12 protein-coding genes are annotated in these 13,061 nt (G+C 64.8%); 6 read left to right on the forward strand and 6 right to left on the reverse strand.

Going from position 1 to position 13,061, the window contains the following annotated elements; genetic code table 11:
* From OGL92_RS10775 to OGL92_RS10785, 3 genes are read right to left on the reverse strand one after another with little or no spacing between them, the layout of a single operon-like run.
* Entirely contained in the window at window positions 1-1,035 is a 1,035-nt protein-coding gene (locus OGL92_RS10775; protein WP_263143603.1) for a polysaccharide biosynthesis protein, read from the reverse strand.
* Window positions 1,036-1,061: 26 nt separating this feature from the next.
* Window positions 1,062-2,204, reverse strand: coding sequence for a glycosyltransferase (locus tag OGL92_RS10780; RefSeq protein WP_263143604.1), 1,143 nt, complete (start codon window positions 2,202-2,204; stop codon window positions 1,062-1,064).
* The gene (locus OGL92_RS10785; RefSeq protein ID WP_263143736.1) at window positions 2,201-3,148 is read right to left on the reverse strand and encodes an NAD-dependent epimerase/dehydratase family protein; all 948 of its coding nucleotides are present in this window, start codon (window positions 3,146-3,148) and stop codon (window positions 2,201-2,203) included. The genes OGL92_RS10780 and OGL92_RS10785 overlap by 4 nt, the downstream gene beginning before the upstream one ends.
* Before the next feature lie 319 nt (window positions 3,149-3,467).
* Between OGL92_RS10785 and OGL92_RS10790 the strand changes: the two genes are divergently transcribed.
* Genes OGL92_RS10790 through OGL92_RS10800 form a run of 3 tightly spaced genes read left to right on the forward strand, consistent with a single transcriptional unit; the run spans window position 3,468 to window position 6,808 of the window.
* Complete coding sequence (locus tag OGL92_RS10790) at window positions 3,468-4,535, forward strand: Wzz/FepE/Etk N-terminal domain-containing protein (protein WP_263143605.1); 1,068 nt, start codon at window positions 3,468-3,470, stop codon at window positions 4,533-4,535.
* A gap of 28 nt (window positions 4,536-4,563) precedes the next feature.
* On the forward strand, window positions 4,564-5,502 hold the full coding sequence (locus OGL92_RS10795) for a glycosyltransferase (RefSeq protein WP_263143606.1): 939 nt from the start codon (window positions 4,564-4,566) through the stop codon (window positions 5,500-5,502).
* Window positions 5,492-6,808 (forward strand): hypothetical protein, encoded by a 1,317-nt coding sequence (locus OGL92_RS10800; protein WP_263143607.1) that lies wholly within the window; start codon window positions 5,492-5,494, stop codon window positions 6,806-6,808. The genes OGL92_RS10795 and OGL92_RS10800 overlap by 11 nt, the downstream gene beginning before the upstream one ends.
* On the opposite strand, the gene OGL92_RS10805 is transcribed toward OGL92_RS10800, so the two are convergent.
* The 3 genes from OGL92_RS10805 to OGL92_RS10815 form a co-directional block, all read right to left on the reverse strand.
* Entirely contained in the window at window positions 6,803-7,741 is a 939-nt protein-coding gene (locus OGL92_RS10805) for a glycosyltransferase (RefSeq protein ID WP_263143608.1), read from the reverse strand. The two genes, OGL92_RS10800 and OGL92_RS10805, sit on opposite strands and share 6 nt — an antisense overlap.
* Window positions 7,738-9,057, reverse strand: a complete 1,320-nt coding sequence (locus tag OGL92_RS10810; RefSeq protein ID WP_263143609.1) for an oligosaccharide flippase family protein — start codon at window positions 9,055-9,057, stop codon at window positions 7,738-7,740. Before OGL92_RS10810 ends, OGL92_RS10805 begins: the two co-directional genes overlap by 4 nt.
* A gap of 458 nt (window positions 9,058-9,515) precedes the next feature.
* Entirely contained in the window at window positions 9,516-10,394 is an 879-nt protein-coding gene (locus OGL92_RS10815) for a LysR family transcriptional regulator (RefSeq protein ID WP_263143610.1), read from the reverse strand.
* 100 nt (window positions 10,395-10,494) lie between these two features.
* On the opposite strand from OGL92_RS10815, the gene OGL92_RS10820 reads away from it, so the two are divergent.
* From OGL92_RS10820 to OGL92_RS10830, 3 genes are read left to right on the forward strand one after another with little or no spacing between them, the layout of a single operon-like run.
* Complete coding sequence (locus OGL92_RS10820) at window positions 10,495-11,559, forward strand: alkene reductase (RefSeq protein WP_263143611.1); 1,065 nt, start codon at window positions 10,495-10,497, stop codon at window positions 11,557-11,559.
* 10 nt (window positions 11,560-11,569) lie between these two features.
* On the forward strand, window positions 11,570-12,409 hold the full coding sequence (locus OGL92_RS10825; RefSeq protein WP_263143612.1) for a pirin family protein: 840 nt from the start codon (window positions 11,570-11,572) through the stop codon (window positions 12,407-12,409).
* A gap of 56 nt (window positions 12,410-12,465) precedes the next feature.
* Window positions 12,466-13,050 carry an isochorismatase family protein gene (locus OGL92_RS10830; RefSeq protein WP_263143613.1) on the forward strand — a complete coding sequence of 195 codons (585 nt, stop codon included), beginning with the start codon at window positions 12,466-12,468 and terminating at the stop codon, window positions 13,048-13,050.
* The last annotated feature ends 11 nt before the right edge of the window (window positions 13,051-13,061 follow it).

Below are 13,061 nucleotides of genomic sequence, written 5' to 3' on the forward strand. Positions count from 1 at the left end.
TCAGAGCTCCGGATCCTGCAATTGGCCCTTGAGCGCGGCCTGGACGAACGGCAGGCGCAGCAAGAGGACCTTGGTCTCCTCGACGGTGAGCTGCTCGGTGTTGTCCGAGTTGTAGTCGTGGGCGGTGGTGATGGTGGTTTCGCCGTCCTCGAAGAACTTGGCGTAGTTCAGGTCGCGGGTATCCGGCGGAATCCGGTAATAGCCGCCGAGGTCCTCGGCCAGGGCCATTTCCTCGCGGCTGAGCAGGGCTTCGCTGCGCTTCTCGCCGTGGCGGGTACCGATGATCTTCAGCGGGTGGTGCGGCACCTTGAACAATTCGCAGAGCGCCTTGGCCAGGGTGCCCAGGGAGGCGGCCGGCGCCTTCTGCACGAAGATGTCGCCGTTGCTGCCGTGGGTGAAGGCATACATCACCAGCTCCACCGCTTCTTCCAGGGTCATCATGAAGCGGGTCATCAGCGGATCGGTGAGGGTCAGCGGCTTGCCGCCGAGGATCTGCTCGATGAACAGCGGGATGACCGAACCGCGCGAGGCCATCACGTTGCCGTAGCGGGTGGTGCAGACCACCGTGGGGCTGTTTTCCAGGGTCCGCGCCTTGGCGATGGCGACCTTCTCCATCAACGCCTTGGAGATGCCCATGGCGCTGACCGGATAGACCGCCTTGTCGGTGCTCAGGCAGATCACCCGGCTGACGTTGCAGGCCTGGGCCGCGTTGAGCATGCACTCGGTGCCGAGCACGTTGGTCTTGACCGCCTCCATGGGATAGAACTCGCAGGAAGGCACCTGCTTCAGGGCGGCGGCGTGGAACACGTAGTCGACGTTCTGCATGGCGCCGTGCAGGCTTTGATAGTCGCGCACGTCGCCCAGGTAGAACTTCAGTTTCGGGTGCGCGTAACGCAGGCGCATGTCGTTCTGTTTCTTCTCGTCGCGACTGAAGATGCGGATTTCCCGCAGGTCGCTGTCGAGGAAGCGATCGAGCACCGCGTTACCGAAAGAACCCGTTCCCCCGGTGATCAACAAGCATTTGTCATTGAACATTCTGTTCTCTTTATCTGTTCGGTCCATCAAGGTACCGGCTTGCCGGTCAACTGTGCGTACAGTTCCAGGCAGCGCCGGGTAAGGCTTTTCCAGGTATAGCAATCCAGCACCAATCGCTGCAGGCGCGCGCCACAAGCGGGCAACGCGGCAGCGGTATCCAGCATGTCATTCAGGCCCCGTGCCAGGGCAGCGGCATTCGCCGCCACCACCCGGCCTCCCCCGACCTGTTCCACTTCATCGAATCCACACTGGTCGGTGAGCAGCGCCGGCGTCCCCACCAGCCCCGCTTCCAGCACCACCAGCGACATCACCTCGTGACGCGAGGGAATCACCAGCAGGTCAGCCGCCGCGAGCAGATCGCATTTCTCGTGCCACTCCAGGTGCCCGGTGAAACCTACCGCGGCGTTCAACCCCAACTGCTGCACCTGGCGCCGCAGCGCCTCGCCCTGCCCGGAATCCGGCCCGGCGAGCAACAACCGCGCGCGGGGATGACGCGAGCGAACCTCGGCGAAGGCTTCGATGAGCAAGTCCGGCCCCTTGATAGGGCTCAATCGGCCGAGAAAAAGCAACAGCGGTTCGTCGCCCAATCCATATCGCTGCCGGGCGCGCAGCGGATCCAAGTCGTCCGGCAGCCTGTCGTCGACCCCGTTGGGCAGCAGCGCGATGCGCGCGTCGGGTACCCCGTACGCATGGAACTGTTCGCGCTCCTGCTCGGTGGTGGTGATGCAGCAGGCGGCGTTGCGCACCAGGCGCCGGCCGATCAGCAGATTGTAAAAGCGCTTGATCAGGGCCGAGCGGCCGAAGATCCGCAGCGAGCCGGCCGGGCAGTATACGTAAGGCTTGCCTTGCAGCATCGCGAGGATGCCGGCCAGGGCGCCGAGCCAGCTCCAGTGACCGGTGATCTGCACCACGTCCGCCTTGCGCACCAGGGCGGCGAGTCGCGCCGGCGAGACCTTCGGCAGGAAGAAGCGTCGGCTGAGGCTCGGCACCAGCAAGGTTTCCAGGGTATCCAATTCGTGGCGCCGGCGTTCGCTCAGGCCGACGTTCGTGGCGAACAGCGCGCATTGCGCACCGGCCCGTTGCAACGCCTGCGCCATCTGGAAGGTGCGCTCGGCGGTGCCGCCGCCCAGGGAAGGGTCGATGGCATCGCAGACGAAAAGGATGTTCATCGGCCAGCCTCGGCCCGGTACCAGGCGGCGTAGGCGCGGATCGCCGCAGTGAAATCCTGGCGCGGGACGAAGCCGCGCGCGGCCAGCTTGGCGGCGTCGAAGTACAGCTGCGGATCGTTCTGCGAGCGGCCCAGCAGTGCCAGCGCGCCCTTGAGCCAGGCCGCCGGCAGCTGCCGCGAGGAAAGCCGTGCCTCGATCCCCAGGGCCTCGCCCAGCAGCGCATCCACGCTCTGGTAGCGGTTCGCCGGTTCGCGGTCGGCGCTGACCAGGTAGGTCTCGCCGTTCAACGGCTCGGCCAGGAAGGCGAAGAACAGCAAGGTGTCCACCACCTCCTCCACCGGCACCAGGTGCATGTGCCGCTGGCCGTGGAAGAAGCGCAGCAGGTGCCGTTGCCACGACGGCCCCTCGAGCAGGGTGGCGGCCAGCTTGCGCAGGTTCAGCGAGCCGGCGCCGAACACCGCGGTGGGTCTGAGGACGGCGAAATCCAGCCGGCCCTCGAGGGCGGCGCGCATCTGCATCTCCACCGCCAGCTTGTCGTGTTCGTAGGCGCTGCGCGGCCGGCAGGTCGTGTCTTCGTCGACCCGGCGCTGGCCAGGCCGCCCCACCACCATCGCGGTGCTCACGTGCAGCAGGCGTTTCACCCCGCTGTCGAGGCAGGCCCGGGCCAGGCCCTCGGCCATCCGCCGATGGGCGGACGGGCCCTGGAGGCCGGAGGGCCAGGCGAGATTGATCAGGGTATCGGCCCCGTCGAGGAGCGCATGCAGGCTGCGCGGATCGGCGAGATCGCCCTGGACCACCGCGCAACCGCTGCCGAACGCCGGGTCGGGGCGACGCGAAAGCACCCGCAGCCGGCAATCGTCGCGCGCGGACAGCCGGGCCAGCAGATGGGTGCCGATGAAGCCGCTGGCACCGGTGACGGCGAGTGTCAGGGGCGGGGAAAACATCTGCTTCAAGGTTGGCATCCGTTGCACGATGAAGACATGGGTTGAGGCTCGTCGAGGCGTCGCTGGTCATGCAGCGCTGGGCGCCGCCGTTTCCGGGACCGATTTTCGGGTCGCATGATGCAGGAAGTTTCGCCTCCAGGCATCCGCTTTCGTACGTTCGATGAGCGGGACGGCGCTCGAAAAACCGGGTGGCGGACGGCGCGTCAAGGAAGGATGGCAAGCGAATGGCAACATGATATGTTGCTGCGGCTTTTTTCCCAGTACCGACCCGCGGCCCCGCGTGTCGGCCTCGACGACCACAGACAGGCGAATACAGGACGTGACCACTCTCTCTCAACGACAGGACGCTCTCGAAACGCCTGAAGTGGATTTGTTCGAAATCATCCGCCGCCTGAGCGACCAGTGGCGCTTCATCGCCGCGGTCACCCTGGCGTGCCTGATCGCTTCCGCGGTGATCGCCTTCACCGTCCGCCCCGTCTACGAGGCGCGAGCGTCCATCCTGCCCCCGCTGGCGCCGGATATCAGCGCGTTGAACGTGGGCAGCGCCCGGGCCAACCTGACGGTCTGGAGCGGGGAAAGCGTCTACCAGATGTTCCTCCAGGCCCTGTTCGGCAGCTCGCTGCGCTACCAGTTCTTCGAGGACACCTACCTGCCTTACCTGGACGAGGCCGACCGCAACCGTCCCCGCGACCAGTTGTGGAAAGACTTCAACCGGCACTTCAGCGTCGAGGCACCGGACAAGCTCAAGCCCTTCCTGCTGGAGGTCAGCGCCGAGCTGGAAGACCCTAAAGTCGCCGCCGACTGGGTGAACGGCTACATCGCCCGGGCCCAGGCGCTGACCCTGAAACGCATCGACCGGACCATACGCTCCGACATCGACCTGCGCCTGACCGACATCCAGCGCACCATCGGCGTGATCGAGGCCACCGCGCTCAAGCGCAAGGCCGACCGCATCGCCACCCTGGAGGAGGCCCTGCGCGTGGCCGAGGCCGTGGGCCTGGAGAATCCGAAGACCAACATTTCCCGTACCGCCGCCGGGGCCGACCTGTCCAACTACTTGGACGGCAACCTGACCTACATGCGCGGCGCCAAGGCGATCCGCAACGAAATCGCCGTGTTGAAGGCGCGGACCTCGGAAGAGCCCTTCATCGGCGAACTGCGCAACCTGGAAGAGCAGGAAGCCTTTCTCCGCGGCGTCTCCATCGACCTGCAGAAGGTCACCCCGGCGTTCGTCGACCAGAGCGCGCTGGTGCCGGAAACCCCGGTCCGCCCGCGCAAGAGCCTGATCCTCGCCAGCGGCCTGGTGATCGGCCTGCTGCTCGGCTCACTGCTGGCGCTGCTGCGCTCCGCCTACCTCTGGCAGAACCTGCGCGCGAAACGCGCCTGAACCTTCCGGTCACGCGCGGGAACACGCCATGCCCACCACCGAACGGCCGCTGGTCAGCCTGGTCACCCCGACCTATAACCAGGCGCAATACCTGCGGCATACGTTGCAGAGCGTCCTCGACCAGGATTATCCGAACGTCGAGTACATCGTCATCAACGATGGCTCGACGGACGATACCGAGGCCCTGCTGATGAGCTATGGCGAGGCGATCCGCTGGCGGACCCAGTCCAACCGCGGCCAATCCGCCACGCTCAACGCCGGCTGGGACATGGCCCGCGGCAAGTACCTGGGCTACCTGAGCTCCGACGACCTGCTCTACCCCAGCGCCATCAGCCGCCTGGTGGCCCTGCTGGAGGCGGAGCCGACGTGCGTCTGCGCCTACCCCGACTCGGACCTGATCGACCAGCACGGCCAGGTGATCAAACGCTCCGTCTGCCGGCCCTTCGATCTCTCCGAACTGGTGGTGCGCCAGGAATGCTACATCGGCCCCGGCGCGCTGTTCCGCGCCGACGCCTACCGTCGCGTGGGCGGCTGGAAACCGCAGTTGAAACTGGCCCCGGACCGCGAATTCTGGATGCGCCTGGCCCACGAGGGGCGCATCGAATACCTCGACGAGGTGCTCGCCGGCTACCGCCTGCACCGCGAGGCGATCTCCTACCGCAGCGTATCCGAGGCGGTATCCCGGGAATACCTGGCGGTGCTCGACGACTACTTCGCCCACGACCCGGCGCCCGAGTTGCTGGCACGCCGCGACGAAGCCTACGGCTTCGCCCATTTCATCCTGGCGCGCAATGCGTTGCGCGACGGCAAGCTGCGCCGGGGCATGACCCTCTACCGCGAGGCGCAGCGTCTGCATCCGCCATTGAGCCATCCGCGCTACGTGTTGCAACTCACCCGCAACACCGTGAGCAAACCCATTCGCGCCGCGCTGAGCGGTCTCAGGAAAGCCATCGGCCATGCACGCTGACAAATACTACGCGTTGAAATGGCTGTTCCCCCTGCTGTTCTTCCAGATCTACCTGAGCATCAGCGTCGCCCTATTCTACTGGGGACCCTGGCCCTGGCCGGTGGAAGACCCGGAGCGGCTGCTGCTGTACCTGCTGGTGGCGCAATTGAGCATCCTCGCCGGCTATCTGCTGGGCGGTACGCTGAAACGACCGAGCACCCAGCCCCTCGACGAACGCAAGGCCCGGCGCTTCTTCGATATCTGCCTGGTGCTGAGCCTGATCATGGTCGTGCCGACCTCGCTGACCCGCTCGGGCAGCGCGATCCCCGACGTGCTCTATGGCCTGCAGAACGCCGGCAAGGCCTACAACGACAACTTCCAGCGGCTGCTCGAGGGCAACCCCTACGTGTCCGCCGAGTACGTGCGCATCCTGCTGTCGCTGTTGCTCACCTCGACCTTTCCGCTGCTGATCTACCTCTGGGGCCAGTTGACCTGGCTGCGACGCATCCTGGGAATCTTCCTGGCGCTGTTCAACATCGCGCTGTACATCGCCATCGGCACCAACAAGGGCATCGCCGACACCTTCATCACCCTGCCCTTCCTGCTGCTGCTGGCGAACTGGTCCGGCGGCATCAAGTTCCGCTTGATGCGCATGCGCTACCTGCTGCTGTTCTGCCTGGCCTTCGCGCTGTTCCTGACGTTCTTCGCCATGGGCCAGAAGGAGCGCGCCGGGAACGTCGGCGAGGCCGGCTACCTGCCCACCGGCGAGACCCTGCTGTTCACCGATCGCCAGGAAGGCGGCTATGCCCAGTGGATGCCCAAGGGCGTGATGATCGTCTACGAATCCCTGGCCCGCTACCTCGGCCAGGGCTACTACGCGCTGTCCATGAGCTTCGACCTGGAGTCGCCGTCCACCTATGGGCTCGGCCACTCGATGTTCCTCTCGCGGAACGCCGATACGCTGCTGGGCACCGATTACTTCACCAGCAACTCGCTGCCCGCGGTCCTCGAGAAGGAACGCAAGTGGAGCATGATGGCGCTGTGGCACTCGCTGTACACCTGGCTGGCCTCGGACCTCGGCCACTGGGGGGTGATGGGCGCCATGTTCGGCTTCAGCTTCCTGCTCTCGGTCAGTTGGCGCCGGGCGCTCGATCGCCAGGGGGTGGTGTGGGTGACCATGCTCTACATGATGATCATCCTGTTTTACTACACCCCGGCGAACAACCAACTGTTCCAGGTCGGCGAGACCTCGGCCGCCTTCACCCTCGGGGTGGTCTGGCTGATGTTCTCCGGCGACCGGATATTCCTGCGCCGCAACCCTTCATGAGGGCCGGCGCTCGCGCAGGTGGCCGAGCAGCCGCCGCGCGCGGTGCAGCGGTTGCCCCAGCACGCCATTGAGCAGCAGGCGCAGGTTCTGCCGCCGGGTGAACCAGGCCGGCCAGGCCCGCGAGGCCGTCATCAGGCAATCCAGCGCCCGCCCCCAGCGTCCCGCGCGCAGGTGCAGCCGGGCCATCAGTACGTTGCCGTTGGCCAGCGCCAGGTGCCGGCGCTGACGGATCGCCGCCGGCACGTCGTCGCGGCGGAAGTACTTGTCCAGCGCGTAGGCGTATTCGCCGCTGCGAGCCTCGTTGGACGCGGCGAAGGTCTGCGACCCCTCGTGGACGCGGAAGCTCGCCAGGGGCTCGGCGCAATGCAGCACCTCCCCGCACAAGCCGACCCGCAGGAGGAATTCCCAGTCCGGGATCTGCCGCAGCCGCGCGTCCCAGCCGCCGACGCGCTGGAGCAGCTCGCGCCGGAACAGCGCGCCCGGGCCCACCGGGCAGGCGCCTTCCAGCACCACCTCGGCATAGACGAACGGCGGCGCCTCGATCTTCTTCAACAGCTGGCCTTCCGCGTCGAACAACCAGTAGTCGGGATAGACCATGACCGCGGCGGGCTGCCGCTCGAACGTCTCCACCAGCCGCGCGACGGCATGGGGTTCCAGGGTGTCATCGGCGCTCAGGTAGCCCAGCAGGCTGCCTTCGGCCATCTCCCAGCCCTGGTTGAGCGTCGCCGCCTGGCCGCGATTCTCCCGGCGCAGCAGGGTGACCCGGTCCCCGTAGGGGGCCAGCACCGCGGCACTGTCGTCGGTGGAGCCGTCGTCGATGACGATCACCTGCAGGTTCGCATAGGTCTGGGCGAGCAAGGCCTCGAGGGTCTGCACGACGAAATCCGCGCCGTTGTAGACCGGCACCACCAGGGTGACCCGGGGCTGGCTCATAGCAGCGCCCTCAGGGCCTGGAGCGGCCGCAGCAGGAATTCCGGCGAAGCGTGGGTCCAGAGCCCCAACCGTTGCCTGACCCGGCCCCACATGGCCAGGCTCTGCGCACCCAGCCCGAGGGCCGACGCGCAGGCCACGCCGAGGGCGCCGTGTTGCCTCACCCAGTACAGGCCGAGGCCGATCATCAGCAGCCCGGCCAACAGGGTGATCCACATCATGTCTTGCTGGCGTCCGGTCATCATCAGCGTATAGCCGGCCGAACCGCACAGCACGTTGGCCAGTTGGCCGAGGGCGAGGATGCACAGCAGCGGTTGCGCCGCGGCATAGTCGGGGCCGAAGAATGCCTGAAGGAGCGGGCCGCCCGCGCCGAAGAAAATCGCCACGGCGAGCAGCGCGGGCAGCGCCGCCAGGGCCGCCGAGGCGCGCAGCAGCCGTTGCAGGCCGGGAAGGTCGCCGAGGGCGTGGCGCTCGCTGATCACCGGGATCAGGGCGGCGTTGAGCACCAGCAACGGCAGGGTCAGCAATTGCGTGAGGCGCACCGCCGCACCGTAGAGCGCCACCTGGGCACTGTCGCCCTGGGCGTTGAGAATCCACAGGTCCGCCTGCACCAGCACCACCAGCATCAGGTTGGTGATCCACAGCGGCAGCGAAATGGCCGCCAGGCGCCGCCAGTCGAGATGGGGAGCGCCTGGCAAGCGCCTGACCTGACGCCACAGGGTGAGGGCGGCGAGGCCGACCCCGGTCAGGGTCGCCAGGGCCACCAGGGTCACCGCCAGTTCCAGGGTCAAGGGGGTCAGCCAGCCGCCCACCAGCAACGCGCCCAGTGCCAGCACGCTGGCGCAGACCCCGCCGAACAGCGACGCCATGAGGATGTTCTGCAAACCGCGGAACAGCTCGGCGAACAGCGCCTGGCCGGCCAGCGCCAGGGTCCAGATCAACAGCAACGCGGTGAGCAGCGGGCCCGGGGCGCTGACGTAGCGGTGCAGCAACGCCTGCCCGGGCGCGGAGAAGAACGCCAGGCCCAGTGCCACCCCGGCGACCGCCACTGTCAGCAGCGCCGCGAGCATCACCCCCTTGGCCCGTCCGGCATCCTGCAAGGCCTGCGCCTCGGCGATCAGGCGCACCACGGAGAAATTCATCCCGCAGCAGAGCACCACCGAACCGATGGAGGCGAGGCTGAGCAGGATGAAATATTGACCGGTTTCCGCCTGGGTCAGCAGGCGCGCCAACAGGGCGGTGAGCAGAAGGCCGGAAAGCGCGGACAACAATCGGAAGGACAACGACCACACACTGTTCTTGATCAGGCCGGATGTCATCGAATGGAACACCCACCGACGAACAGGGCAAAACACGCACTCATTGGTTCGGCTCCATAGTCCCGGCGGCCGGTGAGCAGGGAACCTCCTGTTCCACCCCGCCGCGAGGAAACGATTTCGTGAAGGAGGCGAAGGGTAGCCCAGCCGCGCGCCGGGCGAAATGGGCAAAACCTGAGCACACGCGCGCGCGCAGACATGCAGGCCCTGTCCGACAGGCGTCTGCGCGTGGTGAGGCTTCGTTGAAGTCGACCTGGCCTGCTATTTGCCCTGCGAACCGCGCTTATTGCGATCCCCCGCTCCGCTCGCCGGCTTTCGGGCATAAATTCTATTCGCGCCGCGCGCCGCCCATGATGACTGCGCAAATACACGACCGCACGGAAGGTCCTACAGACCCTGGAGGGCCGCCTCCGGCCAGAAGGGTCTCTCACCCGTCGGAAAACGGCAGACCCACCTCGCTCTCAGCCTTCCAACTTGTTGCGGACGAACTCGATGAACCGCTGGGTCTTTGCAGGAAGTAATCGCGTTTCGGTCAGGGCATACACCGAGACCGGCGATGCCTGCCAATCCGGCAGAATTCGCCGTAGTTTCCCTTCCTCCACGTCCTGTGCGGAAATACCTTCCGGCAACAGCGTGATCCCCAGACCTAACGACGCCAGACGCCTCAGCATTCCCACGCTGTTGAGTTCGAATCGCCCGCCGACATCGACCTGCTCCGTTTCACCCTTTCCCAAAAGCGTCCAGCGATCCGAACCTGGGCCGCGGAGTCGCAAGCATTCATGGACGCTCAAATCAGCAGGCGATTGCGGCTCTCCCGACGCGTTCAAATATTGCGGAGAGGCGTAAATAAAGCGTTGCAGGCTCGCCAGTTTCCGGGCAATCAGATTCGAGTTGGCGGGCTCTCCCATGCGGATGACGACGTCCACCGGCTCGCTGATCAGATCCACCTGACGCGGGGTGAGATCGAAGTCAAAACTGATGCCGGGATACCGCTGCGCGAACTCCGCGATCAGTGGCGCCAGATAGACATTGGCGAAATCCACGGGCAGTGACGCCCGCAACAAGCCGCTCGGTCGGGCCAGCATTTCTCCCAGTTGCTCATGAGCAAGTCTTGCCTCGTCGACGATCCGTTTGCAGCGTTCGTAGTACAGCTGCCCCGCCTCGGTCAGCTCGATTCTTCGCGTCGTGCGGTGCAGAAGACGGAGCCCGATTGCCTTCTCCAGCCCGCTGATACGCCGCGACAGCGTCGAGTTCGGCATGTCGAGGGCTTCGGCTGCCCGCCGAAAGCTGCGCACTTTCACGACCTCGACGAACAGCGCCATGTCGTTGAGATACTCCACCGCATTGCTCCATAAATGGATCAGTCAATTCAATTTAGCTGGGTTTATACCGTATTCGGATTGATCAATGATAGCCACATCGTTACCGAGGAGCACTGCCATGAACTCTCTTTTTTCCGAAGTCAAAGTAGGTCGTTACACCCTCTCCAATCGTATGGTCATGGCGCCGATGACACGGTCTCGTGCCGACGATGCCGGCGTGCCGTCCGATCTGGTCACCACCTATTATTCCCAGCGTGCCTCAGCCGGGCTGATCGTCAGCGAAGGCGTGTTCCCGGTTGCCATGGGCAAGGGTTACGTTCGCACCCCCGGCATCGAAACCGCCGAGCAAGTGGCGGCCTGGAAGAAAGTCACCAGCGCCGTGCACGCGCGCGGTGGTCGTATCTTCATGCAACTGATGCATTGCGGACGCGTATCCCACCCTTCGTTGCTACCGGACGGCGCACAGCCGCAGGCGCCTTCGCCGATCAAGGCAGCGGGCCAGACCTACACCGCAACCGGTTTGCAGGATTTCGTCACCCCGCACGCGCTGACCGTTGCCGAGATTGCAGAGGTGGTCGCGGGGTATCGTCAGGCGGCACGCCTGGCGATCGAAGCCGGTTTCGATGGCGTTGAATTGCATGCCGCGTCGGGTTACCTGCCTGAGCAATTCCTTTCCACCGGCAGCAACCAGCGCGCCGACCAGTACGGTGGTTCGGTCGAAAACCGCGCACGCTTCGTTCTGGAAGTACTCGCCGCCATGGTCGGCGAAGTGGGTGGCGATCGGGTGGGCATCAAGATTTCCCCGGAGATGAACTTCAACGACATCGTCGACGCCCACCCGCAGGAAACCTACACCTACCTCGTTACCCAGCTGCGCGACCTGAAACTGGCATACCTGCATGTGGCTCTGTTCGGTGCGAAATTCGACTACCACGCAGCCCTGCGCCCGCTGTTCGACGGCCGTTACCTGATCGGCAGTGGCCAGAGCAAAGAAAGTGCCGAATCGCTCCTCGCGGAGGGGAAAGCGGACGCTGTGGTATTTGGCAGCGCCTTCCTCGCCAACCCCGACCTGCCTGAGCGTTTCCGCGCCGGAGCCGAACTGAACGTCCCGAACAAAGACCTCTTCTACACCCCTGGCGCTGAAGGCTATATCGACTACCCCGCCATGACCGAAAGGGTCTGAGGAGACCGTCATGTTATCCAGCGCACGTCTGCAGCGCATGAACCACGGCAGCCGGTTCAGGGCTTTCAATATGCGTGGCGACCAGTATGCAAAACCTATCGATCCATTCCTGGGTGTCGATCACGCCTGGATCAGCGGGCCGACGTTCCCACCGCACCCTCATGCAGGTTTTTCAGCGGTCTCGTACCTGTTTCTGGATTCGGAAACAGGCATCGACAACCAGGACTCCCTGGGCAACCGCAACTTGATTCAACCCGGTGGGCTGCACTGGACGGCAGCGGGACAAGGCATCGTTCACGAGGAGGTTCCGGCCGAGCCCGGCAAGACCGTCCACATGCTTCAGATCTTCATCAATTTGCCGGAACGGAAACAGAACGCTGCGCCATTTGCGTTGAGTCTCGAAGCCCAAGACGTACCCGTCATCTACAAATCAGCAGCAAAGATTCGCGTGCCGCTGGGCAGCTTCGAGGGGGCTGTATCTCCCCTGAGAGTGCCTACAGAAGTACGCCTACTGGATATCTCGCTGGAAGACGGCGGTGAAGTCGCGATCTCGGTTCCGGAAGGTCACATCGCCTTCGTCATGCCAATCGATGGCGAAGTCTGGGTGGACGGGCAGTCCTTCGACCTGGCTCATCCGAAAGCGGCAGTGAACCTGCCCCAAACGCCGGATCGCCTGGTGAAGCTGGCTGCCAAAAAGGGGAGCGCCAAGGCCGTCATGTTTTCTGGCGTCCCCCTGAATCAGCCGGTGTTCTGGCAAGGCCCACTGGCGCTTGCCTCCGCAGACGCGTTGATTAAAGCGGTCACCGGATACCAGCGCGGCGCATTCGGAACACTGCACGGCGCGAACTGATACAGACGCTCCCCACTCGGGGCGATCCACCCCACACCATCGCCAGGAAATTCAACATGACCTACGAAAAATTCAGTGCCGACAATGCCGCGCTTCTGCTGATAGACCACCAGGTCGGCACCATGGGCTGGGCGAAATCCATGCCCTTTGAAGAACTCAAACGCAACGCCCTGATGCTCGCCAAAGCCGCTCGCATCCTCAAGCTCCCTGTGGTGCTGACTTCCAGTATGGAAGAGCACGCTCAAGGGCCTTTGCTGAGCGAGCTCGAAGAGATCCTTCCGAGCGAATTTGCGGGTCGCATCAAGCGCCTGGGAATCGTCAATGCCATGGACGATGAGCACTTCGCCGCTGCCGTAAAAGCCACGGGGCGCAGGAAGCTGATCATCGCTGGCGTGACCAACGACGTCTGCACGGTGTACCCGGCGCTGTCGCTGGTTCGCGATGGTTTCGAAGTCCAGGTCGTGGCTGACGGGGGTGCCTCGCCCACCGCCATGGCCAATGACATCGCCCTGCGCCGTATGGATAAGGCCGGTGTGACGCTCACCACCACCAACCAGTTGATCGCCGAACTGGCGGGCAGTTGGGCTACGCCGGAGGGTGGCCAGTTGGTGCAAGTGCTGATGGAAGCATTTGGCGATTGATGCGCCGATTA

The sequence above is a fragment of the Pseudomonas sp. RIT-PI-AD genome (assembly GCF_025642785.1).
In the GTDB taxonomy this organism is placed as follows: domain Bacteria; phylum Pseudomonadota; class Gammaproteobacteria; order Pseudomonadales; family Pseudomonadaceae; genus Pseudomonas_T.

Excerpts from the sequence above, each read along its gene's own strand:
- OGL92_RS10775 (WP_263143603.1), bottom strand. The coding sequence starts at position 1,035 with ATGTTCAATGACAAATGCTTGTTGATCACCGGGGGAACGGGTTCTTTC.
- OGL92_RS10780 (WP_263143604.1), bottom strand. The coding sequence starts at position 2,204 with ATGAACATCCTTTTCGTCTGCGATGCCATCGACCCTTCCCTGGGCGGC.
- OGL92_RS10785 (WP_263143736.1), bottom strand. The coding sequence starts at position 3,148 with ATGTTTTCCCCGCCCCTGACACTCGCCGTCACCGGTGCCAGCGGCTTC.
- OGL92_RS10795 (WP_263143606.1), top strand. The coding sequence starts at position 4,564 with ATGCCCACCACCGAACGGCCGCTGGTCAGCCTGGTCACCCCGACCTAT.
- OGL92_RS10800 (WP_263143607.1), top strand. The coding sequence starts at position 5,492 with ATGCACGCTGACAAATACTACGCGTTGAAATGGCTGTTCCCCCTGCTG.
- OGL92_RS10805 (WP_263143608.1), bottom strand. The coding sequence starts at position 7,741 with ATGAGCCAGCCCCGGGTCACCCTGGTGGTGCCGGTCTACAACGGCGCG.
- OGL92_RS10810 (WP_263143609.1), bottom strand. The coding sequence starts at position 9,057 with ATGACATCCGGCCTGATCAAGAACAGTGTGTGGTCGTTGTCCTTCCGA.
- OGL92_RS10820 (WP_263143611.1), top strand. The coding sequence starts at position 10,495 with ATGAACTCTCTTTTTTCCGAAGTCAAAGTAGGTCGTTACACCCTCTCC.
- OGL92_RS10825 (WP_263143612.1), top strand. The coding sequence starts at position 11,570 with ATGTTATCCAGCGCACGTCTGCAGCGCATGAACCACGGCAGCCGGTTC.
- OGL92_RS10830 (WP_263143613.1), top strand. The coding sequence starts at position 12,466 with ATGACCTACGAAAAATTCAGTGCCGACAATGCCGCGCTTCTGCTGATA.